Consider the following 23,437-nt stretch of genomic DNA (forward strand, 5'->3'; position numbering starts at 1 on the left):
CCTTTTTCTTATTATGACACCTGATGATGCTCCCAACCCGAAGCTTCATCGGCAAAGATGATTCCCAGTTCGTGATGATCCCCTTCATATAAAGCCCCTTGAGTGAAACGGTTCTCTCCGTTTGTCCCAAGTACCTCGAGCTTGCAATAGGCTCCATTCTTTTGAAGTGCTTCGTAAAACGCTCTTTCCGTATTCACGTCGACCCCATTCACCTTCAGGACGATTTCACCTACTTCAAGCGTCAGCTTTCTCGCAGGCGATCCCGGAAGGATTCCGAGAATCATGACTCCCTTAGGCTGACGTTTGAAGAAATAAGGTTTTGAATTCTCAGTTCTTCTGTATCGATAAGCGATCCACGCACGCCCAATGATGGCCATGGCAGCTGCACCGACAGAAAACATCGGGGCAAATAATCCGGTTACGGCTAACGTTAATACGAATGCACCCAGCCAGAAAACACTGGACCCGGTTTGTTTGATCGCAATTTCCGGCAACGTACTTTTCACCAGCTGCTGAAACCCGAGTAGAAACGGTACACACAATAAGGAATACGTTTCAGTACCCATCGTAAACACTGGCCACCAGTCAAATGGAAGGGTCAATGCCCCGTTTGGTACCAATATGAACATCGGCACAAGCCATAATTTCTTCCCGAGATGGGCTCCTACCTTCAGACCACGAGAACTTTTGAACAAACGAGGCGAAGTATGCTTCCAGCCGTTCAACCTGATCAACATTCCTTCTACTATCGTCAACACTCCGAGTAAAACGACAATGGAACTCAACAGCCCCATGTTCAAGTTTTCCACATATGTATTCACGTAAGGTATGTTCCACTGAAAATAATCCACCAAAACCAAGAGGAAATAGGAAAAACCTACCGTCATGGTCGCTGACATAAGCTGAAAACGCCCCGTCAACGCAAACAGAATCGACACCGCCCCAAAAAGGAGGATTCCAGCGACAGGAATGACCATTCCAGCTCCTACCGTTACCAAAGAGAACAGCAATCCAAGGACAATTCCGTAAGAAAATAACACCCTCAAATCATGATATCCATCCAGCAGTCTCGAATTGAAATCTTTCCGCTCCCTCTTCACTCGATAATAGCCCGTCATGATAGAGAAAAACACAGATAAATATAAAACAGGATGTAGAAATAATTTCCCGAATCCTTTAAGGGTCTCCAGCAGCCAAAGTTCAACCAATGATCCATCACCACCTTTTGCAAGAAAATTTGCATTATCTACTATTTTATCAAAAGACTCTCCTAAAACCTATTGCAATTTTATTGGTTCATTTTACGTTTCGATGTCATTTCCGACACCATTCTGCATATTTTCCCGGGAAATGATGTCGATTAGAAGAAAGAAAGATCATTATTTGAAGAAAAAGCGACGGCTGGTATCTAGTACCAACCGTCACTTTCTTTAATGGAAATAGGACATAATGAAATCCTTAAAAACGTAGAAGGCAAAACTTAAATATTCCAAAGGGGTTTCGAATTCCGAATCCAGCATCTTATGAATCCCTCCTCTTATTTGGAATGTCCGTGTAACCACTGTATAAGTTCAGTTGATATTCCATATTTAATGAGACTTGCATGCCCTCCTGCTACCTCTGATACTTGCTTATTTTCACTTGAAACCAGCTCCAAAAGAGGTGTACTGATCGCAGGAGTGACCAAATGATCATATTGAGAGGTAATCAGGTAGAGGTTTGATTGAATATTTTGAAGATCTACCTCTTCTTCTGATAGCGTAAATCTTCCCTTCATTAATAGATTCTCTTTAAGGAAATAAGTCAGGATATCCCTTCCCATCGCACCAGTAAGGGAAAGATGATCATTTGTCCACTGATTGAAGCGTAGCCAATACTGGGTATAATCCTTATCATAGGCTTTATTCAGGAGTGATAAATAAGGAGAAAAGTAAATAGGAGAGGTCAAGGCCCTCATTCCATAACGGACAAAGGGTGCGGGTATGATATTCATTTCTTCCAGGATAGCTGAAACATCTAATTCATCCTTTTTCAAGGACTCAACCCAATTGTGATAATCAGGAATGTGATCAAAGTCGAATGGGGTCACAAACAGCATGAGGTTCCTTATGAGGTCAGGATGTAACGCTGCATAGATGATCGCCATTGTTCCACCTAAACAAAAACCAGAAAGGGAGAGCTGCTCTTTCCCGCTATGTTGAAGTGCTTTTTTTATACATGGGTCAACATATTGAGAAAGATACTCCGCCAAACCGATTCCTCTTTCCTCCATAACAGGTTCACCAAACTCGAGAAGATAGACATCATAGCCTTCCTTCAAGAATTTCCCGATCAGACTATGTTCTTTTGTCAAATCGAGAATGGTCGGTTTGTTGATGTGGGAATAGAGTAAAAATACAGGGATATGTCGTTTGTACTCCTCTGAAGGATAGAACCATAGTTTACTATTGTATTGTTTCCAGATTGTTTTTCTGGAAAAGTTCGGATGCCACTCGCTGTCATCTTGTAAAGTATCGATAAAACCTTTCCACCTTGCGAGTTCTTTTTGATTGTACTCTTCTTTCATCGTTTCACCTCCATTCTTTATTCTTTACTTGTCGACATTAAGTGTGTGAGGAGCAGGTATTCGATAAAACTGGTTACCACCTGGATTAGTTGCAGCCAAAACTTGACGGCCTCGACCAGTTCCGGTTCATCCAATTTCTCTTTAATGACTTTATTCAATTCATACTCTACACCCATCCCGAATTGTTTCAGGTCTTCATAAAATTGATCCATTCTTTCGCCTCCTTATACCTGTGCACGGATGCCGCCATCCACGACCAGAATATGACCGTTGATATAGTCCGAGGCCGGTGAGGAAAGAAAGATGACTGCCCCATTCAGATCTTTCGCCTGGCCAAACCGCCCTGCAGGTATATGCTACTTGATCACGGCTCCTTGCTTTTCGAATAATTCCTTTGTAATCTTGGTAGGAAAGAATCCTGGCGCTATCGCGTTCACCTGAATACGATGAGGTGCAAGTTTCACGGAAAGATCCTTCGTAAAGGTCATAAGAGCTCCCTTGCTTGTATTATAGGGAACGGTATCCATCAACATCGGATTCGTCCCGCCAAATCCCGTCACGGAAGCAATGTTAATGATTTTCCCGCTTTTCTGTTTGACCATGATCCGGGACACGTCCTGTGAAAACAAAAAAGCTCCCTTTACATTCACATCCATCACCTTGTCCCACTTATCTTCAGGGATGTCTGCAAAAGGACCTGCCCAGGATGTCCCGCTATTATTGATCAGGATATCGATTCTTCCAAACTCATTCATGACCGTTTCCACTACGTTGATCACATCTGATTTCTGTGTAACATCGCAAGGGATGGCAAGCGATCGTACACCTAAACCAATCAGCATCTTTTTCACTTCTTCACATGCCGGGAGGTTCCTCGAACAAACCACCACATGCGCTCCCGCTTCACCCAATGCAAGGGCCATCTCTTTCCCGAGACCCCGTCCACCACCTGTGACGATGGCCACTTTGTCTTTTACAGAGAACATTCTATCAATCTCCTTTCTATTAAAATGAGGGTCATTATTATAATAGATAGATTTGGGGAATGAGTGCACAATCTCCGCCAGGATAAGCAGAAATAAAGCAAATATCACATAAAAAAGAGACCTCTCATGTGAGAGATCTCCATTTATTACTGTTCCTTTTTCGCTGTCCGCTCAATGTACTCCAACGCTGCCTGCAGCTGCAAATCGTTCTTTTCATTCTGAACCGCTTCAAGTATTTCCTTCTGCAATCTTTCTCCGGTTTTCGCATCAATGACGCCCGTGACGTCCAGACTTGCTTGGATTTGGAAATCCTTTACCGCCTTTGCAGTCTTCTTACTGAAGTATCCATCGGTCCGATCAGGAGTGAATCCCAATCCTTGGAGCATCTCCTGTGCGTTTTTCACCTGTTCGTTGTTTGCGCCTTCTTCCAGAGGTTTCTCTACCTGAAGAGGATGGGCATAGAAGTAGGATGGTTGTCTGACCGGTATATCCGGTTTGATCCCCTTCTTATGAATCCAGTTCCCATTCGGGGTAAGCCATTTAAACATCGTCAGCTTGATGTTGCTGCCGTCCCCCATCGGTACTGCCTGCTGAACGGTCCCTTTTCCAAAGCTCTTTGTTCCGATCAGTGGGTATCCTTCCGCTTCCTTCAACGCCCCTGCAAGGATTTCGGATGCGGACGCGCTTCCCTCATCGATGAGGACCACCACTGGATATGCTTTTCTTTCCTTGCTGTTGGAGAAGGATTTCAGCACCTCACCGCTTCGTTCCTGAATTTGGACATACGGTTTTTTCTCTGTAACGAACTGTTTGAGGATCTCTTCCACGCTTGATAGGAGACCACCCGGGTTGCCCCTTACATCAAGGACCAGCCCTTCTACCTTTTTCTTCTCAAGTTCTTCCAGCTGCTTTTTAAAATCAACGGCCGTATTTTCTGAGAATGTTGTAATTTGAATATAACCCGTTTTCTTACCATTGACTTCTTTCACATCCGACATTACCGTCTCAACCGGAATATCGTCCCGTTTTACGGACACTTCGATTGGATCCGAGAGTCCTTCCCTCGTAATCTCCAATTTCACCTCTGTCCCTTTCTTCCCTCTGATTTTCAACGTTGCTTCATAAAGATCAAGGCCATCGATGCTGTTCCCATCCACCTTGATGATACGGTCATTCGGCTTCAACCCGGCTTTTTCAGCAGGTGAATTTTTAAACGGCGCCACGATGATGAGCTTTCCGTCCATGATGGTGACCTCTGCCCCGATCCCTTCAAAGGAAGAATCCAATGCGTCATTAAATTGCGAAGCCGTCTCAGCATTCATGTAAACAGAGTACGGATCATCCAGGGTTTTCAGCATCCCCTGAATCGCTCCTTCCACGAGCTGTCCCTTATCTACATCTTGAAAGAACTTATCGCTGATGAGATCATAAGCGACTTCCACCTTGTGGAGCTTGTCATTTAGCTCACCTTTTCCATTAAACTGAGCAGGCTCGTCCCCTGCCAAGTCCGTCCATTCCAAGCCGCCATACATTCCTCCTGCACCGATCAGCATACTAATGATGATGGTGATGATGAGCTTTCTGCCCGTCCACTCCATATATTCCCCTCCAACTACTCGTTTGATTATGGTCAGGATGACAAAAGCCTGATGAAGAAGCACGCTTTCCACCCAACGAAAAAAGACACCACACAAAAACGCGCTAAGGCGGTGCGATGTCTTTGCTTATCTAACTATATGCCTGAGGGGGACGAGTTATGAATGACAGGAAATTATTTAATGCCCGTCACCACTTTCTGGACTTGATGGTTATGGAGATGGGAAGAAATGATTCCTCCCCACTTCTCAAACTCTACTAGAAACCCATCATGGCCGAATGACGTTGGGATAAAGTAGTGTTTTCCTAGTGGGACCTGGTTTGTGAAGTCCTTTAAGTATTGAGGGGAATAGATCAAATCACCCTCGTAGCTGATGGAGATCAGCTGGCATTGATACGATTCAGCGACTTTTTCCACGCCTTCCCTTTCTCTACCGATATCATGGGTATTCATGGCATTCAGAAGGGTAAGATAGCTGTTCGCATCAAAACGCTTCCCGAGTTTCTTTCCTTGATAATCCAGATAACTTTGGATGTTAAATTGCTCATTGGTCTTCTCCCGCTTGAAACGCTGATCGAACAACTCCTGCGTTCGATAGGTCACCATGCCTACCATTCTGGCAATCTCTAATCCTTTTAAACTGGCACCGTGTGGATAGTGTCCATCCTGAAAATCTGGATCTCCTTCAATCGCTGTGATCCCGATATGATTAAAAGCGATGCCGTAATCATTTAAAGCGGGCGAGACGGCAAGGGCGAATACTTTATTAATATAAGAAGGATACAGGACTCCCCACTCAAGCGCCTGCATTCCTCCCAGTGATCCTCCGATCACCGCTTCGATATGGTCAATGGAAAGCCGCTTCAAACCTTCAAATTGGGCATGGACCATATCCCTTATCGTAATGTGCGGAAAACCGGGACCGTAACGCTCTCCGGATTCGGCATTGAGAGACGTCGGCCCCGTGCTTCCTTCACACCCTCCCAGTACATTAAAGGCAATTACATTGAAGCTGTCAGTATCAATATACGACCCGGGACCGATCAGTCCATCCCACCAACCACGGTCTTCCCTCGTCCCTGTCACTATATGGGTACCGGTAAGGGCGTGGCACACAAGGATGACGGGCCCATCTTTATTTCCTGTACGTTCATATGCCAGATTTACATTTTTCAACGTGATGCCTGACTCTAATGTGAGGGATGGGATGGTAATGGAGCTGACTTCGTACGAATATGAGCTCTCCATTCCTCCACCTCCTTTTTGGTGTTGTTTGGGGTGATGAGGGCACCCCGGTTTTCGTTAAGGTGAGCTGATTGGCGTCTTCGATTCCATTGAAACGGCCAGCGTGAAAAGGTTTCGCTGATATATTTGACATTTCGCTGATAAATGGCCCGATTTCGCTGATATATTGAAAATATCGCTGATAAAATCAGATTTTCGCTGATATCTTTCATACCCAGGCCCAGTATGCCCTGTCATTAGCGTCCATCCCCTGATTTTCGTGATATTACACCCTTGACGCTTCCAACGCCACTTCAATCGCATGATCCAGATCCTCGATCAGGTCCTTCGCAGATTCCAACCCGACGGAAAGCCTCACCAGATCCTCCGTGACACCCGTAGCACGGATCTCCTGATCATTTAATTGCTGATGCGTTGTGGAAGCAGGATGGATGATCAGTGATTTCGCATCCCCTACGTTGGCCACATGGGACCAGAGGGAGATGTTATCAACCACTTTCCGTCCTGAATCCCTGCCCCCTTTGATTCCGAATACAACAATGGAACCCGATCCATTTTTCAAGTATTTTTGCGCCAGTGCGTAGGAAGGATGTTGCGGAAGTCCGGGATAGGATACCCATGCGACACCGCTATGCTGATCCAGGTGCTCTGCAATCTTCAAGGCATTTTCTGTATGACGCTCAATGCGGAGGTGCAGGGTTTCCAGTCCTTGCAGTAACAGGAACGCGTTCTGAGGACTTAAACATGCCCCGAGATCACGGAGAAGCTGCACTCTCAGTTTGGTGATGAACGCCGCCGGTCCTACATCTTGGGCGTAGCGTAGCCCGTTGTAGCTTCTGTCCTCTTCTGTGAATCCAGGGAATTTTTCATGATTCCAGTCAAACTTACCACCGTCTATGACCACACCACCTATCGCCGTACCGTGACCGCCGATCCACTTTGTAGCCGAGTGGATGACGATATCCGCTCCCCACTCAATTGGCTTGCATATATAAGGAGTGGCAAATGTGTTATCGATGATGAGCGGAATATGGTTATCATGAGCCACTTTCGCGACCGCCTCGATGTCCAGGACATGGAGACTTGGATTCCCGATCGTCTCAGCGAATATGGCTTTCGTTTTCGGCGTAATCGCTTTACGGAAGTTCTCCGGATCAGTTGGATCTACGAAATGGACTTTGATGCCGTATTTCGGTAGAGTCGTAGAGAATAAATTATACGTACCGCCGTAGAGATTCGTGGCTGCCACGATTTCATCCCCGGCACCGGCGATATTCAGAATAGATAGGGAGATAGCCGCCATTCCAGATGAAACCCCAAGGGCTCCGATGCCCCCTTCTAATAGGGCAAGGCGTTTCTCGAGCACATCAACGGTCGGATTCATGATGCGGGTATAGATATTACCTGGCTCTTCCAGAGCAAATAGTTTGGCTGCATGGTCGCTGTTGTCGAAAACATAGGAAGTGGTTTGATAGATAGGTACCGCTCTTGAGCCTGTGGCTGGGTCCGGCTCTTGGCCGCCGTGAAGAAGCAGAGTGTCGAAATCGAATGATTTGGTCATTTGGAATTCCTCCTAGAGTTTTTTGGATTTGGCGTAAGGTTTCTTTTGTTCACCTGTTGAAATGGATGGTTTTTTCAGCTGCTGAAAATCGGGTCGAGTTCACCTGCTGAACATTTGCAGAAAATCAGCAGCTGAACATCTTCAAACATTCTCCTGCTGAGCACAAATACTGAAGAAGATAGAAGAGGAAAAAACAAAAAACCCTCTTCCTAAGAAGAGGGTCTAATTTAATAGGGTCCTCCTCTTATCTTTCAGGCAGATCGCCTGCAGGAATTAGCACCTTTTCATGTGACGCCTTTCGCGTACATGAAGGTTGCCGGGTTTCATCGGGCCTAGTCCCTCCACCTCTCTGGATAAGAGCATATAGTTGTCAATGTGAAAATTCTTGCGTTGAGATGAATTATAAAGGGTAACCAGCATCAACGTCAAGGGTATTTTCAGAATTTTTTATTTTTTCACCGAAACTGCGATCGCTTCGGTAAATTGAGCTACGATGTCTTCACTATCCTCGATGCCCAACGATATTCGCACCACATGGGTGTTGATGCCAAGTTTCTCCTGTGCCTCTTTCGGGAGAGCACGGTGCGACGTTCCAAGCGGATACGATACCGTGGTTTCCACGCCTGCCAGAGACGGGATGATCTTGATCCAGCCAATTGATTTGAAGAATGTGCTGATGTCACATGTTTGCTCAAGTTCAATCGTCACAATCGCCCCATTTCCTTTTTCTGATAGGTTCGTTGGATAATAGACCGATTTCACTTGTTCATTTTTACGTAGCTCTTCAGCGAGAGTCCCGGCATTATGTGCCTGGGTGCCGACTCTCAGTGCCAGCGTCTTGGCTCCGCGACATGTCAACCAGGCTTCGAATGGGCTTAGGTTTGATCCAATGTTGACCACCTTTTCTTTTGCCTTTTGGACGAGTTCTTCGTGACCTACGACTACCCCTGCTGTGATATCGCTGTGTCCCCCGATATATTTCGTAGCGCTGTGAGCGATCAGGTCAATACCCTCAAGGAAAGGTTGACGCAGATATGGGGTGGCAAACGTATTGTCGATCATCGTTTTCAAGTCATGTCTTTCCGCCAAAGCTACCATGCCGGGAATATCTTCTACACGCATAAAAGGATTCGTAACGGTCTCACTGTATAGCAACTTGGTTTGCGGTGTGATTGCTGCCTCTATTTCGTTCACACTTGTAAAATCTACGAAAGATGTGGAAATACCGAATGAATTTAATTCTTCTTTCAGCATATGGAACGTGCCGCCATATAAATCCTCCGCTGCCACGATATGATCTCCAGACTGAACCACTGCGAGGATTCCCACAAGGATGGCTGACAGTCCCGAGGACGTAGCGACTCCTGCAGGCGCTCCTTCCAGGTCCGCCACCATCTTTCCAAGTTCATCAGTGTTGGGGTTTCCCGTTCTTGTATAGAGGTAGGGAGACTTCCCTTCATAAAAACCCTCCAGCTCTTCAAGTGATGTAAAAGAAAAAGCTGAGGTCTGATAGATTGGCGTTGTCTTACTGCGGATTTCCTGCGTTCCTTTCAATTGGCTATGTACGACTTTGGTGGTGAACTTCATATCCCTGTCATCCTTCCTGAATCTATGTATTTTAAAAAAGTGTACCATATTCAGAAGATTGTGAGGAGTGAGAGGATTCCGGTTCTATAAAAAAGGACCCGTTACTTAACTGCAACAGGCCCCTGTGGATCAAACGTTTTCTAAACAGCCGATCAGACGATTTTCGATGTCCAATGCCAGACGTTTCAGTTCATCATTGTCCACCATTTCAATCAGCTTGCTCGGTTTCGCCATACCGATCTTGGTTGCTCCGCCTTCTGTGTATACCGTCACTTTACAAGGCAGGAAGTAACTTACGAGCATGCTTTCTTCCAGCACTTTTTTGGCTTCGTGTGGATTGCATACTTCGAGCACGACCACTTCCTCGTTGAAGTCCATCCCCTTATCCTGGAGCTTCCCGGCAAGGTCAAGATTCCACAGAACACCGAAACTCTCTTCTTTAAGTGCGCTCTCGACAGCTGTCACCGCTTCTTTCACATTCATTGAAACTTCTTTAGTGTAATGGAACATATTGATCCTCCTTTATATGTCATGGTTACTTATACCTCACAGCGTATGTAACGAAACCAGGTCCGTCCCTTCCATTATTCCATCTGTTCGACCATTTTACCCATCATTTCTTCGTTCATGGGTCCGATAATTTTATGTTGAATGATGCCGCCCGTGTCGATCATATAGGTGGTCGGGATTGTAAAGGCACGGTATTCGTCCCCGATATCACCCTTTTCATCCATGAGGATCGGGAAGGTGAGTTCATAGCCGTCGACAAATTGCTGGACCGCCTTCTTTCCGTCATCCTGAGAAGTCAGATTGACAGCCAGGATTTCGACATTTTCTTTTTTCGCATGTTTTTCATAGTACTGCTGCATATGGGGCATTTCAGCTTTACATGGCGGACACCATGTGGCCCAGAAATTCAGGATTACTTTTTTGCCCTGATAGTCCGACAGCTTGACCTTTTCACCATCTAAAGTGGTCAAGGTGAAATCGGGGGCTCGGTCACCCTTTGTCAGCCCTTGCTGCGCATTGGATAAATCCATCGATTCTTTCGCTAATTGCGCCGCTTCTTCCTTTGCTTTCTTTTCCTGCTGATCCTGGAACAGGTTCACCAGAAAAATCCCAATGAGCAGGGCAACGATCACCAGGGCAAAATTCCGTTTATTCAATATGCTTCCTCCTTCCATATAGTAAGATGAGATAGATCATGACCGCAAGATACGTCCAGGTAACGGTAGTAAAAGCAAATCCTTCAAGAATCGATTGAAAAAAGAATTGAAGGAGTGTAAAGACAATAACAAATTGCACTGCCCACAGATCCCATTTTGGGCCATTTGATTTTTTAAATAAAAATATAAAGAGTGTACCGTTGATGATAAATTGGATTACCGCTAAAAGAAAATCCAGCTCCAATAAATGATATACCAATTCAAAGAAAACAACCGTACTTATCCAGGAAGTGATTACGTTTGTCGAGCTAACTGTCCTTTTTAAAAAAGTATATATAAGTGCCGCCAGTAGCCCCAGCCAATATCCAACCTTTCCTCCATGAAAATAAAGGATCGTCAGGGGATGTTCGATGACCATCTGATAATTTACGACTATGACGCTCAGCTTCCAGACGATAACAAAGGTAAAGACAGCACTTGAATACCAGTCGCTTGCTTCTCTATTCCAGAAATAAAGGAACAGATACGTCAGAACGAAGGAGGCGAGGATGCCTCCCCAGGAGGAAGGAAAGGTGAAGGAGCCTATGGTGTACCATGTTTCAGCCATCAACCCTTACTCCCTTCAACGATAAGCGTTTTTTCTGACGACAATATAATAGACCGATGGATCCAGATGCCCAACCGTTGTCGTGAAGCCCGCTGAATTGAGCTGGCGTTCTAGTTTCTCAGAAGCAATTCTTTCATTTAGGGGCGGTCCCATTTCTGATTCAACCGCTTCCCAATCAAGGATCAGCCAGGTCCCGTCGTCTTTCAACATATCCTGGAGATCCTGAAAGACTTTGATCAAATCGGGCACTTCGTGTAGAACGAAAGCAGATACAACCTTATCTAACGTTTTCTTGTTGAAGCTAAGATACTCAAGTGACGATTTCACATAAACGATATTGTCAATCTGTTCTTCCGTTGCACGATGTTTCAGATACTCAAGCATTTCTTGCTGCAAATCTACTGCCTGTACCTTCGTTTCCACCCTCTTTGCAATCGGAAGGGTTAAATAGCCATTGCCGCAGCCCAGGTCTGCAACAATATCATCAGATTTTAATTGAAGAAGTTCTAAAACTTTGTCCAGTGGCACAAGTTCTTGTCGTTTGGGATCAAGAAGTTTTGAAGCTTTGTGATGTTCAAATAAATGTCCCGTCATTGAAAATCCTCCGTTCCATTAAATACCCTACTATGTATTAGTATCTTAAAACTCAAACTTACAATCAAGTTATTTACTCATAGTCTGCCCTTTAATTGAATTATTACAGAAATGGTGGTGGAGTGTGTGTCTAAAAGTTGAATTTATCTAATGAAAAAGGACCCTTCTTGTAGAGAAGAATCCTTTCATATAGATTGACGATTTTTTATGTAATTTTTATATTCCATTTCCGAAGAAGAGAAGATCTTATGCTGCTTTTATACCTTCCAGGATCAGCATGAAATATTTCACGCTGTCCCCGCCACGCTGGTTGATAATTTCAATGTCCTGTAAAACCTTTTCAACTTCTTCAGCACCGACAGATTTGAGTAATATGTCACTGACTTCTTCCGCTGTATACCGGCCAATCTGGGTATACTTTAATGCTGTACGGTTTCTTCTGCAAAAACTTCTTAATTGTCTTTTTATATCAGCTAACTCCAATACCATCATCCTTCTTGCAGGTTCAACTCATACCATCACGAGCCTCAAAGATAAAAATAACCTACCAAAAGGCAGGCTAAATCATACTGGAATAATGCTCGAATGAGTATTCATTGCTTCCATTATTTCGGTAACCCGGCGATCATTATTTTAATAAAATGGCAGACCCGTGGCTTTGCGTCCTAATTTTTCAATTAGTTTGCCTTTTTCGAAAATCATATAAATATATTGTCATTATACTAGAAGAATTATGAAATGAAAACAGTATAACGTAATATGCTGATGATTTCTTCCTAATATAGGGTTTAAGCAGCGTATAAAAAACCCCCGTTCTGCTAGAGAACGGGGGTTCAAAACTTAAAAATTAATATATTGGCGTGGATCTACAGCATTTGCATGTGATGCACTCCAAGAACCTCTGTAAAGTTCAAAGTGTAAATGCTGACCGAACGAGTATCCTGTGTTACCCATGTAACCAATTTGGTCACCTTTATTCACAGCTTGTCCAGTACTCACCAACGATGAAGACATGTGAGCATAAACAGTTGTGAACGTTTGGCCGTTAATTGAGTGTGTGATGTATACGACATTACCGTAGCTTGAGCTGTAATGGCTTTTAATAACGTATCCATCTGCCGCTGCAGAGATTGGAACACTTCCGTGTGCCGCAATGTCTGTACCATAGTGGAAGCGTTGTTTACCGTTTAAGGTATCCCAACCGAAATTAGTAGTGATGGTTCCATGAGCAGGCGCTGTCCATGTACCTGAACTTACAGGTGTAGTTACTGTAGGTGTTGAAGAAGAGCCGCCTGATGTCGCCTGTTCCTGTGCTGTTGCACGCTTAGCCGCCTCAGCTTCCGCCTGACGCTTACGCTCTTGTTCACGTTTACGGGCAAGTTCAGCTAAACGAGCCTGTTCAGCTTGAATTTCACCTTCAAGCTGGTGTTCCATTTTAGAAAGCTCTTCAGATTCTTTTTCAAGATCAGCTTTTTCTACTTTCAATGTAGCCTGTTGAGCTTCCAATTGCTTAAATAATTCTGCTTTTTTAGCCTTTTGGCTATCAAGATCTTTTTTCAGGGATTCAAGATTCGCTTTAGAAGCTTCAAGATCAGCAAGCTCTTTTTCTACTTCCGCTTGTTTCTTCTCTAACTCAGCTTGATCACGTTTCTGTTCGTCCATGATTTTTTTATCAGCACTTACGATTGTATTTACTGCTGTTACACGGTTAATGAAGTCCCCGAAGCTGTTCGCTCCAAGAAGTACGTCAAGATAATTAGCTGATCCGCCTTTTTCCTGGATGGCACGAGCGCGTTCTTTCAAAAGTTCGTTACGCTCTTCAATTTTTTTCTCTAATTCTTCAATATCGGCTTTAAGCTTATTGATTTTGGCTGTCGTTTCATCAATTTCTTTTGTTTTTTCTGTGATTTTTGTTTCAGTATCTTTTAACTGTGTACTGATTTCAGCAATCTGAGATTGAATATCTTTTTGTTTGTTAATATTTTGGTCAATCTGTGATTTTTTCTCATTAATCTTCCCATTGACTTCTTCCTTTTTAGAAGAAACATCGCCCTGCTGTTTCTTTAAGTCCTCTACGGAGGAGTTAGCGCTAGCAGTGGTAGCTAACGTTGGTAGACTTCCGATTGTTAATGCTGCTGCAATTGATAATGATATGAAATACTTCTTGTTCAAGCGGCATGCTCCTTTCAGCTTCTATCAACCTATCAAATTTTACACTTTTAAGAATTTACGAACAGACATAAAGCTTCCCCAAGCCCCAATCAGGCAACCCATTAATAGAATTAATCCGTTTACTTGATAGATAAAGGGGGTAAAATCTAATATCTGAATAAAATTGTTTTGTAGTTTTGGTTTAATAAATCCATAAGCATAGTAATAACCTGTAGTGACAAGAGCGATCGGGATAATAGAACCTAAAATTCCGAGCCATAACCCTTCAAGGATGAATGGCCAGCGTACAAACCAGTTGGTTGCACCCACGAGTTTCATTATCTCGATTTCCCTTCTTCTAGCGACAATGGTGATTTTGATTGTATTTGAGATGAGGAACATGGCAGTAAACAATAGACCAATGATCAGTACAAGGCCAACATTTCGACTCATTTCCAGTACATTGAATAGCTTTTCAATCTTTGCTTCACCATAAAGTGCTTCGTTCACACCTTCATACTCTCTTACTTGACCGGCAATCTTTCCAGTATCACGTGGATTCTTGGCTTTAACGATAAACACGTCATACAGTGGATTATCCTGTTCAAATAATCTGAAATCGTCTCCCAAGTCCTTTACAAGGTTCTGTAGTTCTTCTTCTTTTGAAGAATACTCAACGGATTCGACTCCATTTAAGTTTTGAATCTTTTTTTCTATTTGATCGATTTGAGATTGTTCTGTACCGATTTCAAGTAAAACCCGTACTTCAACGTCTTTCTCAATATCGGTTGCTACTTTGTTCATGTTTAGCATCAATACGATAAACACACCAACAAGAAGTAATGTTACGGTAACCGCACTCACTGATGCGAATGTCATCCAGCCGTTACGGCCAATGCTCTTGAAGCTCTCTCTAAAATGTCTGCCATACGTTCTAGCTTTCATAACCGTAATCACCTCGCTGTTCATCCCGGACAATGCGGCCATTTTCAATGGCGATTACCCTGTGCTTGATTGTGTTTACGATTTCACGGTTATGCGTAGCCATTATGACCGTAGTGCCACGGTTGCTGATTTCTTCAAAGATGTTCATAATGTCCCAGGAAGTTTCAGGATCAAGATTCCCTGTAGGCTCGTCAGCAATCACAAGCTTCGGCGTATTCACGATGGAACGTGCAATCGATACACGTTGCTGTTCCCCGCCTGATAATTCATTCGGCAACATTCTTGCCTTATGCTTTAATCCGACTAGGTCAAGTACTTCCATGACCCTCTTCTTAATCTGTTTTGGATGTTCTTCTATTACTTCAAGTGCGAAGGCTATGTTTTCATAGATTGTCAGCGATGGTAGCAGTTTGAAATCCTGAAACACGACTCCAACATTTCTTCGTAAGTATGGAACTCTACTATTCTTCAGTTTTGCGAGATTGATACCATTAACGATGATATCTCCTTTGGAAGGACGTTCTTCGCGATACATCATTTTGATGAACGTAGATTTCCCGGCGCCACTTGGACCCACAACATACACAAACTCGCCTTGCTTAATGTGGACGTTAAAGCCATTAGCAGCCATGACACCGTTGCTGTACTGCTTGTAGACGTCTTTCATTTCTATCATATTAAAATCACCTAATTTGTATTTATGTAGTTACCCTCTTGGCTGTTATCGACATATGTACACGGTGCGTAACCAAAGTCGTCTTTACCAACGTTAGACAAAAATTGGTGAAAAAACTCGAATTACGCTTCCGAAAATAATTATAACATCACTTTATAGTAAGTTAAGGAAAAAAATTATTACATTTTTATTTCAGAACGTGAAAAAATGTGAATTTTTTACCTGTTTTGTTGTCGATTTTACCTATATTAAGTTTAATTTATAGTTCTTTTTATCTATTACTAGGTACTAAAACTACATCCTTAAGTTTGAGGAGTATACATTAAAGAACGTTATCCTGATGCTATTCTGCTTAAGTTACTAGGTTATAATCAAGAACCTAATAAAGTATATGAGTGTAAGAATACCTTCTGTAACAAAGACTTAAAGAGGGACGAAATTAACGTTGTGGGTAAAGAAAATTAATAGATATTATTGCTTGTGAATAATGAGGTAAGTCAAAAACGCTCAAACAAATATAAAAAAGAAGAATCCAAAGTTGGACTCTTCTAGCGAAATTATTTCTTATTCGATAACCACTCAGCCACAGCCTCTGCTTCATCACCTTCAATGAGTCCAGGAGGCATTTGACCTTTACCATTTTTGATGGTTTCAAGGATTTGATCTTTGCTTAATTCAGCACCAATATTTTTCAGGGCCGGTCCCATTCCGCCTTCAAGGTTCCCCCCATGGCAGCTGGTGCATTTATTGTTGACGATTTTTTCAGGGTCCACTCCACCGGAGCTTGTTTCTGTACTGTCGCCGCCGTCACCGCCACATGCGGCAAGTACCAATGAAGCGCCAAATAGAACACCAAGTAGCTTTTTCTTCATTTATTATCCCCCTCGGAAAACATTTATCAGAGTCGCGGATGTGATGATAAGTCCGTTCCTCTCTTACATAATTATACCAAGTTTAAACCCGTTTGAAACCTTCCCCCAATACTTCAGAAGCGTCCATAGTGACGACAAAGGCAGAGGAATCAATGGTTTTAACCAGTTGTTTCAGTTTTGTGAATTCTGTTTGATCGACAACACACATGAGGATTGGACGCTCATCATCTGTATAACCACCGTATGCAGATAGTTTTGTCACCCCGCGGTCGATTTTATTCAAAATTCCTTCGCGAACTTCTTCCTGTCGGTTGGTGATGATCAGTGCCATTTTGGACCTGCTTATTCCAACCTGGACGAGATCGATCGTTTTACTTGTGACATATAAACCGATAAGGGCGTATAACCCACGCTCGATATCATAGACGATAGCGGCCGAAAGAACGATCATTCCATCGATGAGGGCTACACAAGTTCCAAGTGACAGTCCCGTGAACTTGTTGACAATCTGCGCGGCAAGGTCCGTCCCTCCCGTTGAAGCTCTTCCCCGGAACACAATCCCTAAACCAAGTCCTACACCGATCCCTCCAAAAAGGGCACCAAGTAGCGGGTCTTCCGTCCATGGTTTCCAGTCTTCAGTCAAGAATACAACAAGTGGTAAAAACACCGTACCGATGGCTGTTTTGACACCGAATTGCAACCCTAGAAAGATCAGGCCTGCTATAAATAACGGAATGTTAAATGCCCATTGGACATAAGCGGGCTTCCAGTCAAAAAGTCCATTTAGGATGGTCGATATCCCGCTCACCCCTCCGGAGGCCACCTCATTCGGAAGTAAGAACACATTAAACGCAATCGCTACAATCGTCGACCCAAACACAACAAACAAATACTCTAACAACTTCTCTTTCCGTGGATTAAATACCTGCTCACGACGCCTTTCCTTCAAACCCATCCAGTACGACTCCTTTAACCTATGTATTAATAGTATGAGTACAAACCCTTCCTTTGATGCAACGCTCTTCAGTGACGGACCTCTCAATCAGGACTCCGTTATTGTGAAGAAATATACAATCAATGATGGATCTGCACACTCAATTTGAATGACTACAAGTAAATAAAGTGATGCATATCGAGGAAATTAATTGCTCTCATCCCCTCTACATCAACCTTTGAGAGTATAGCATGGGCATACAAAGGTGTAAATAACAGTCCAATAACGTATTAAAGCATTAATGGGATGACGTTGATGAAATGGTGTTTGGTTGAGGGACGGACCTCGGTGAAGGGTGCAAAACAGAGAAAATTAAGACCTCTAGAGGTCCGTCCCTCTAAAAGAAAAACCGACCTTCGTATTTGGAAGGTCGGTTTCGGGTTACTTATTTTATTTTGGATCTCAGGTAGGCGTTGATGAATGGATCGATGTCGCCGTCCATGACACCTTGTACGTTGCCTGATTCTGTGTTGGTTCTGTGGTCTTTGACCATGGAATATGGGTGAAAGACGTAGGAACGGATTTGGCTTCCCCATCCGATTTCCTTTTGCTCTCCACGAATCTCAGCAAGCTCCTGCTCTTGTTCTTCGATTCGCTTTTGGTAGAGCTTCGCTTTCAGCATTTTCATGGCTGACTCACGGTTTTTGATTTGGGAACGCTCTGATTGGCACGTTACCACGACGTTAGTTGGTAGGTGAGTGATACGAACAGCTGAGTCGGTTGTATTGATGTGCTGTCCACCGGCTCCACTAGCACGGTACGTATCGATTTTAAGATCTTCCGTACGGATGTCGATTTCAATTTCTTCATTGAATTCCGGCATAACTTCACAAGACACGAATGAAGTGTGACGACGGCCCGAGGAATCGAATGGTGAAATACGCACAAGACGGTGTACGCCTTTTTCAGCTTTTAAGTAACCATATGCGTTGTGGCCCTTAATCGCTAACGTTACACTCTTGATTCCCGCTTCATCCCCCGGAAGATAATCGAGTGTTTCCACCTTGAATCCACGCTTCTCACCCCAACGAGTGTACATGCGTAGAAGCATGGAACCCCAGTCCTGTGACTCGGTCCCACCTGCACCTGGATGCAGTTCAAGGATGGCGTTATTTTTATCATGTTCTTCACTTAGGAGAAGCTGAAGCTCGTAGTCGTTTAATCGTTTAATTAGATCTGCAAGCTCTTCTTCCAGGTCCTTTTGAAGTTCTTCGTCCGGTTCTTCCTTGACGAGTTCAAGGGTCAGTTCAAGGTTTTCCTGCGATTCAAGCAATGATTTGTATTCATTGACGAGATCCTTCAGGCCATTTCCTTCGTTGATGAGTCCCTGTGCTTTTTGCTGATCATCCCAGAAGTCGGGTTGGACCATGATTTCGTCCAGCTCCTGGATTCTTGCCTCTTTGTTTTCTAAGTCAAAGAGACCCCCTGAAGTCCGCTAATGTCTTAGCTGATTTTTCTAACTCTGCTCTGATTTCTGATAGTTCCATGTGTGGTCACCTCTATAGTTATTTGGGTTGTTAATGCTTTGTAAAAGTCATTTTGGAGTTTATATTAGCCAGTGGTGTGATTTCCGCTGCAGGTGCTCGCTTTCCGCGGGGCGTGGGTTGAGCCTCCTCGGGCTAAAGCCCTGTGGGGTCTCAACTTCCACGCGTTTCCCGCAGGAGTCGAGCACCTTCCGCTCCAATCAATAGTGTTTTACCACTTGCCATTTTACTAGTACATTCACTATTAATGCCTTCTATTTTATCTAACCTATAAAAACGGAAAAGTACCTGGAACTCATTTTAGCAAAATAAGTCCCAGGTATCATCTCATTTCTTTTATTTATCCAGTTATGCCGTGGCAGTGTTTGTACTTTTTGCCACTTCCACATGGGCATGGGTCATTGCGTCCAACGTCTTCCTGTTTGCGGACTGGTTGTTTCTTGGCTTTTCCGCCTTCTTCTTTAGGGTTCACCGCTTGACCTTTGGCCACTTCCTGACGCTCCAGGTTGTTGCGGATTTCCGCTTTCATGACGTATTTAGCAACGTCTTCTTCAATGGCAAGTACCATGCTTTCGAACATCGCGAATCCTTCATGCTGGTATTCACGCAGTGGATCGTTTTGTCCGTATGCACGGAGGTGGATACCTTGACGAAGTTGATCCATGGCATCGATGTGATCGATCCATTTCGTATCAACCGCGCGAAGCAAGATGACTTTTTCAAACTCACGCATTTGCTCAGGCGTCAGCTGCTCTTCTTTTTCATTATAGCGGTGCTGCACGTCTTCAAAAATGAGTGCCGTCATTTCATCCGCTTCTTTTCCGCGAAGATCATCGACTGTTACGTCATGCTCGGGTAAAAGATTGGCATTCACGTAATCGACAATGCCTTGAAGGTTCCAATTCTCCATCTCTTCTTCTGCTGTATGTGCCGCTACCTGGCGTTCGATGGCTGATTTGATCATGCCTTCTACGATTTCACGAAGGTTTTCGGAATCGATGACTTCGTTACGCTGTTTGTAAATGATTTCACGTTGTTGACGCAATACATCATCATATTGAAGAAGCTGTTTACGAGCATCAAAGTTGTTTCCTTCCACTCGTTTTTGAGCTGATTCTACAGCACGGCTGACCATTTTACTTTGGATCGGCTGTGAATCGTCCATTCCAAGACGTTCCATCATGCTCTTCATATTGTCAGAGCCGAAACGGCGCATCAATTCATCTTCCATTGAAAGATAGAACTGAGTCACCCCGGGATCCCCTTGACGACCTGCACGTCCACGAAGCTGGTTATCGATACGGCGCGATTCGTGACGCTCAGTACCAATAACTGCAAGACCACCAAGATCGAGAACTCCGTCACCTAGTTTGATATCCGTACCACGACCGGCCATGTTCGTCGCAATCGTGACAGCACCAGGCTGACCGGCTTCTAAGATGATTTCCGCTTCACGGCCATGATTTTTCGCATTCAGTACATTATGGCGTACGCCTTTTTTCGTTAAAAGTTTAGAGATAAGCTCTGACGTTTCAACGGCAACTGTACCGACCAGTACAGGTTGTCCTTTATCGTTTCGCTCTTTAATGTCTTCCACTACCGCGTTGAATTTCCCTTCGATGGAAGCATAAATCAAATCGGCGCGGTCATCACGAACGATTGGTTTGTTTGTAGGGATGACGATAACGTTCATGTTGTAAATGTTACGGAACTCTTCTTCCTCCGTCTTCGCTGTACCTGTCATACCGGACAGCTTTTCATACATACGGAAGTAGTTCTGGAACGTGATCGTTGCCATCGTCATACTTTCGTTTTGAATTTCGAGTCCTTCTTTAGCTTCGATCGATTGGTGAAGACCGTCACTGTAACGGCGGCCCTTCATCAGACGACCCGTGAAGGAGTCAACGATGACAATTTCGCCTTCCTGAACCACATAATCGACATCACGATGCATACTGACGTGGGCTTTCAGCGCCTGGTTGATATGGTGATTGAGAGTTACATGTGAAATATCGAACAGGTTATCAATATGGAAGGCTCTTTCTACCTTGCTGATTCCTTCTTCAGTTAATTGAACACCTTTCGTTTTTTCATCGTACGTGTAATCCTCTTCTTTTTTCAGTGTACGCACAACCGCATTCGCCTGGATATAAAGCTGAGGCGTGCGCTGAGCATTACCGGAAATGATCAAAGGTGTACGTGCTTCATCGATCAGGATGGAGTCGACCTCATCGATTACGGCAAAATGAAGGCTGCGCTGTACCATTTGATCTTTATAAAGGACCATATTGTCGCGCAGGTAATCGAACCCAAATTCATTGTTCGTACCATATGTGATATCCGCTTTATAAGCATCGCGTTTTTCTTCTTTAGACATAGAGTTAAGGTTCAAGCCGACCGTCAGTCCTAAGAAATTATACAGCTTACCCATTTCCTCGGCATCACGGCTCGCAAGATATTCATTGACCGTGATAACGTGAACGCCTTTTCCAGTGATGGCATTCAAGTAAACAGGCATTGTCGCCGTCAGGGTTTTACCTTCACCGGTTTTCATCTCGGAGATGTTCCCGCCATGGAGGGAAACACCACCCATCAGCTGTACACGGTATGGATATAGTCCAAGTACACGGCGAGCCGCTTCCCGCACGACAGCAAAGGCTTCAACGAGCATGTCCTCTAAATCTTCACCTTTTTGATAGCGTTCCTTGAATCGCTCTGTTCTTTCACGGATTTCATCATCCGTCAGGCGTTCCATATCGGGGCCTAATTCTTCTATTTGATCGGCCAGTTTCTCCAGCCTCTTAATTTCTCTTTTATTTGCATCGAACACTTTGTTTAATAGACCAAGCATGTGTAAACGCTCCTTTATCTGTGTTGGAATGAGAGCCAAACGTCACAAGTATAACGAATGAAAATGAGATTCCGATGAGAAATATGTGAAACCCCTGTAAAATCCCAGGAAATCCATCCCCATCACTCTTCTTTACATTCGCTACAAAACGCAATATTCCTCCCACCAAAACACGATATATTCCCTATCAATCTTACCACTATCCCATATCGGTTACAACTTAGGCTTTGAGGGACGGACCTCCCTTTTTCAGACTTTTGAAGGAATGAATGTTATTATACCAAGCTTTCTATTTCACATGAGCATAATATGGGAGGTCCGTCCCTCAAAAAAAAGCCGCCTATGATAGGCGACTTTTGTAGGGTTGTGTATATAGTTCGCGTTATGCGTTTGTTACTTTCAGCAATTCGTAAACGGTGTCTTGATAGCTTTCCCAGATTTGTTTGCTTCGTCTGGAGATGCTGTTGGCTGAGACATCGAAGTATTCGGCCAGTTCTTTTTGAACGTGGCGTATACTGATTTCTTCGATGTTTTTCGCCATGTCCACCATTGCTCCCGAGTAAATTTTCGGATTTCGGATCGTTGGGCGTTCAGTGTAGAAGTATTTCTCCAGCACGGCTACGAGGAGCTCACTTTCTTTTTTATCTTCCCCTTTTTCAGAAAGGAAGGTTTGAAGGGATGTGATAGCTTCCGTGTATTCCGGCGTCTTCCAAATTTCTACTCCTTCAATGGAGTTTTCGGATTTGTCTTCTGAATCCTGCTCTGCTTCAGCAGGTTTAGATGATGCTTTTCCTGCCTTCTTCTTCTCCGCACTATAAAGAACAAAACCGACATCCGCTATTTCCAGGTACTGACCTGATAGATAATCATGCAGTTTTTCAAACTCGCCCTGTTCAAAGCGGATCTTCACTAATTCCATCGCCGCTTTTTCAATGGTTGGATAAATGAAGTATTGGGCAAATGGAAGGTACTTCTCTCCATTCGGTAATAGTAAACCTAAGAAGAAGCTGTTCTCCTCAAGTTTTCCGAATTTTTCTGTCACGACCAGGGTGTCTCCCGTGATGGCTTCCTCGACACGAAGCGTATTGTCATCAAGCTTCTCAACCGTACCGGCTGTCACTCGGATGTTCTTCCATGATTCCAATACTGCTGCTGTCTGAGGGCGAGTCACCGTACTCAGCTGTTTATCGACGAACCGTTCAATCAAACGAACACCATCCACGTCCTTTTGAGTCGCTCCATACCAGCTGACAAACGCCATTTCATAAATATCAGGATCAGCCTGCATCAAATCCATCTTGGACAGGTAATGATGGTAGGATTCTTCCATCTCTGCAGACTGCGCCGAAGCGATAAAATCATAAAGCTGTGCCTGAAGCACATCCAACTCCTGACTCACCAGTGTATCTATATTCACAACGTTTTCACAGCATTTCTTATATTTCTTTCCACTGCCACATGGGCATGGTTCATTTCTACCGACTGTACTCATGTTTGTATTTACCTCCAACTTCTCTGAGTCCCGTACACAAATGTTCATTATATAACATTTCAG

Annotated in this window: 20 protein-coding genes, 1 pseudogene and 2 riboswitches; all 21 genes and pseudogenes read right to left on the bottom strand. The window is 43.9% G+C overall.

The features are described 5' to 3' along the window. Window positions 1-11: 11 nt before the first annotated feature. The gene (locus tag LCL96_RS20720; RefSeq protein ID WP_224944882.1) at window positions 12-1,208 is read right to left on the bottom strand and encodes a PDZ domain-containing protein; all 1,197 of its coding nucleotides are present in this window, start codon (window positions 1,206-1,208) and stop codon (window positions 12-14) included. A gap of 329 nt (window positions 1,209-1,537) precedes the next feature. Further along, window positions 1,538-2,566, bottom strand: coding sequence for an alpha/beta fold hydrolase (locus tag LCL96_RS20725; protein ID WP_224944884.1), 1,029 nt, complete (start codon window positions 2,564-2,566; stop codon window positions 1,538-1,540). Between the two features lie 17 nt (window positions 2,567-2,583). After that, the gene (locus LCL96_RS20730) at window positions 2,584-2,778 is read right to left on the bottom strand and encodes a hypothetical protein (protein WP_224944885.1); all 195 of its coding nucleotides are present in this window, start codon (window positions 2,776-2,778) and stop codon (window positions 2,584-2,586) included. Window positions 2,779-2,790: 12 nt separating this feature from the next. Then, window positions 2,791-3,552, bottom strand: a pseudogene (locus LCL96_RS20735) (glucose 1-dehydrogenase). 146 nt (window positions 3,553-3,698) lie between these two features. Continuing rightward, on the bottom strand, window positions 3,699-5,150 hold the full coding sequence (locus tag LCL96_RS20740) for a S41 family peptidase (RefSeq protein ID WP_224945087.1): 1,452 nt from the start codon (window positions 5,148-5,150) through the stop codon (window positions 3,699-3,701). 173 nt (window positions 5,151-5,323) lie between these two features. Further along, a complete protein-coding gene (gene metX, locus LCL96_RS20745; RefSeq protein WP_224944886.1) occupies window positions 5,324-6,397 on the bottom strand; it encodes a homoserine O-acetyltransferase MetX in 1,074 nt (357 codons plus the stop codon). Window positions 6,398-6,659: 262 nt separating this feature from the next. Then, window positions 6,660-7,955, bottom strand: coding sequence for an O-acetylhomoserine aminocarboxypropyltransferase/cysteine synthase family protein (locus LCL96_RS20750; protein ID WP_224944890.1), 1,296 nt, complete (start codon window positions 7,953-7,955; stop codon window positions 6,660-6,662). Window positions 7,956-8,196: 241 nt separating this feature from the next. After that, window positions 8,197-8,315, bottom strand: a riboswitch (SAM riboswitch). Between the two features lie 87 nt (window positions 8,316-8,402). Continuing rightward, window positions 8,403-9,542 carry a trans-sulfuration enzyme family protein gene (locus LCL96_RS20755; RefSeq protein WP_224944892.1) on the bottom strand — a complete coding sequence of 380 codons (1,140 nt, stop codon included), beginning with the start codon at window positions 9,540-9,542 and terminating at the stop codon, window positions 8,403-8,405. A gap of 129 nt (window positions 9,543-9,671) precedes the next feature. Further along, window positions 9,672-10,052 carry a DUF302 domain-containing protein gene (locus tag LCL96_RS20760; protein ID WP_224944894.1) on the bottom strand — a complete coding sequence of 127 codons (381 nt, stop codon included), beginning with the start codon at window positions 10,050-10,052 and terminating at the stop codon, window positions 9,672-9,674. Window positions 10,053-10,126: 74 nt separating this feature from the next. Next, window positions 10,127-10,708 (bottom strand): peroxiredoxin family protein, encoded by a 582-nt coding sequence (locus LCL96_RS20765; protein WP_224944896.1) that lies wholly within the window; start codon window positions 10,706-10,708, stop codon window positions 10,127-10,129. After that, complete coding sequence (locus tag LCL96_RS20770; protein ID WP_224944898.1) at window positions 10,701-11,315, bottom strand: hypothetical protein; 615 nt, start codon at window positions 11,313-11,315, stop codon at window positions 10,701-10,703. Before LCL96_RS20770 ends, LCL96_RS20765 begins: the two co-directional genes overlap by 8 nt. Before the next feature lie 15 nt (window positions 11,316-11,330). Next, window positions 11,331-11,909 (bottom strand): class I SAM-dependent methyltransferase, encoded by a 579-nt coding sequence (locus LCL96_RS20775; protein ID WP_224944905.1) that lies wholly within the window; start codon window positions 11,907-11,909, stop codon window positions 11,331-11,333. 246 nt (window positions 11,910-12,155) lie between these two features. Continuing rightward, window positions 12,156-12,392 (bottom strand): hypothetical protein, encoded by a 237-nt coding sequence (locus LCL96_RS20780; protein ID WP_224944906.1) that lies wholly within the window; start codon window positions 12,390-12,392, stop codon window positions 12,156-12,158. A 126-nt stretch (window positions 12,393-12,518) separates the two neighbouring features. After that, window positions 12,519-12,606, bottom strand: a riboswitch (cyclic di-GMP riboswitch). Window positions 12,607-12,749: 143 nt separating this feature from the next. Further along, window positions 12,750-14,081, bottom strand: coding sequence for a murein hydrolase activator EnvC family protein (locus LCL96_RS20785; RefSeq protein ID WP_224944907.1), 1,332 nt, complete (start codon window positions 14,079-14,081; stop codon window positions 12,750-12,752). A 39-nt stretch (window positions 14,082-14,120) separates the two neighbouring features. After that, complete coding sequence (ftsX, locus tag LCL96_RS20790; protein ID WP_224944908.1) at window positions 14,121-15,005, bottom strand: permease-like cell division protein FtsX; 885 nt, start codon at window positions 15,003-15,005, stop codon at window positions 14,121-14,123. Next, window positions 14,995-15,681: a cell division ATP-binding protein FtsE gene (gene ftsE, locus LCL96_RS20795; protein ID WP_098351957.1), complete on the bottom strand. Its 687-nt coding sequence runs from the start codon at window positions 15,679-15,681 to the stop codon at window positions 14,995-14,997. Before ftsE ends, ftsX begins: the two co-directional genes overlap by 11 nt. A gap of 557 nt (window positions 15,682-16,238) precedes the next feature. Then, window positions 16,239-16,553 carry a cytochrome c551 gene (gene cccB / locus LCL96_RS20800; protein ID WP_224944909.1) on the bottom strand — a complete coding sequence of 105 codons (315 nt, stop codon included), beginning with the start codon at window positions 16,551-16,553 and terminating at the stop codon, window positions 16,239-16,241. 82 nt (window positions 16,554-16,635) lie between these two features. Continuing rightward, window positions 16,636-17,508, bottom strand: a complete 873-nt coding sequence (locus LCL96_RS20805) for a YitT family protein (protein ID WP_224944910.1) — start codon at window positions 17,506-17,508, stop codon at window positions 16,636-16,638. Window positions 17,509-17,932: 424 nt separating this feature from the next. After that, window positions 17,933-19,034, bottom strand: a protein-coding gene (prfB, locus tag LCL96_RS20810; protein ID WP_224944911.1) for a peptide chain release factor 2 whose coding sequence is annotated in 2 segments (ribosomal slippage) — window positions 17,933-18,961 and window positions 18,963-19,034 — 1,101 coding nt in all. Because the reading frame shifts where the segments join, the coding sequence is not laid out codon by codon here. Between the two features lie 337 nt (window positions 19,035-19,371). After that, entirely contained in the window at window positions 19,372-21,882 is a 2,511-nt protein-coding gene (secA, locus tag LCL96_RS20815; protein ID WP_224944913.1) for a preprotein translocase subunit SecA, read from the bottom strand. 382 nt (window positions 21,883-22,264) lie between these two features. Continuing rightward, the gene (locus tag LCL96_RS20820; RefSeq protein WP_224944915.1) at window positions 22,265-23,374 is read right to left on the bottom strand and encodes a YecA family protein; all 1,110 of its coding nucleotides are present in this window, start codon (window positions 23,372-23,374) and stop codon (window positions 22,265-22,267) included. Between the last annotated feature and the right edge of the window lie 63 nt (window positions 23,375-23,437).

The organism is Rossellomorea aquimaris, assembly GCF_020172085.1.
GTDB lineage: Bacteria > Bacillota > Bacilli > Bacillales > Bacillaceae_B > Rossellomorea > Rossellomorea aquimaris_E.

Coding starts and splice junctions, on each gene's coding strand:
- cccB (WP_224944909.1), bottom strand. CDS start 16,553: ATGAAGAAAAAGCTACTTGGTGTTCTATTTGGCGCTTCATTGGTACTT.
- LCL96_RS20725 (WP_224944884.1), bottom strand. CDS start 2,566: ATGAAAGAAGAGTACAATCAAAAAGAACTCGCAAGGTGGAAAGGTTTT.
- LCL96_RS20805 (WP_224944910.1), bottom strand. CDS start 17,508: ATGGGTTTGAAGGAAAGGCGTCGTGAGCAGGTATTTAATCCACGGAAA.
- LCL96_RS20755 (WP_224944892.1), bottom strand. CDS start 9,542: ATGAAGTTCACCACCAAAGTCGTACATAGCCAATTGAAAGGAACGCAG.
- LCL96_RS20770 (WP_224944898.1), bottom strand. CDS start 11,315: ATGGCTGAAACATGGTACACCATAGGCTCCTTCACCTTTCCTTCCTCC.
- metX (WP_224944886.1), bottom strand. CDS start 6,397: ATGGAGAGCTCATATTCGTACGAAGTCAGCTCCATTACCATCCCATCC.
- LCL96_RS20730 (WP_224944885.1), bottom strand. CDS start 2,778: ATGGATCAATTTTATGAAGACCTGAAACAATTCGGGATGGGTGTAGAG.
- LCL96_RS20775 (WP_224944905.1), bottom strand. CDS start 11,909: ATGACGGGACATTTATTTGAACATCACAAAGCTTCAAAACTTCTTGAT.
- LCL96_RS20760 (WP_224944894.1), bottom strand. CDS start 10,052: ATGTTCCATTACACTAAAGAAGTTTCAATGAATGTGAAAGAAGCGGTG.
- LCL96_RS20740 (WP_224945087.1), bottom strand. CDS start 5,150: ATGGAGTGGACGGGCAGAAAGCTCATCATCACCATCATCATTAGTATG.
- secA (WP_224944913.1), bottom strand. CDS start 21,882: ATGCTTGGTCTATTAAACAAAGTGTTCGATGCAAATAAAAGAGAAATT.
- LCL96_RS20820 (WP_224944915.1), bottom strand. CDS start 23,374: ATGAGTACAGTCGGTAGAAATGAACCATGCCCATGTGGCAGTGGAAAG.
- LCL96_RS20750 (WP_224944890.1), bottom strand. CDS start 7,955: ATGACCAAATCATTCGATTTCGACACTCTGCTTCTTCACGGCGGCCAA.
- ftsE (WP_098351957.1), bottom strand. CDS start 15,681: ATGATAGAAATGAAAGACGTCTACAAGCAGTACAGCAACGGTGTCATG.
- ftsX (WP_224944908.1), bottom strand. CDS start 15,005: ATGAAAGCTAGAACGTATGGCAGACATTTTAGAGAGAGCTTCAAGAGC.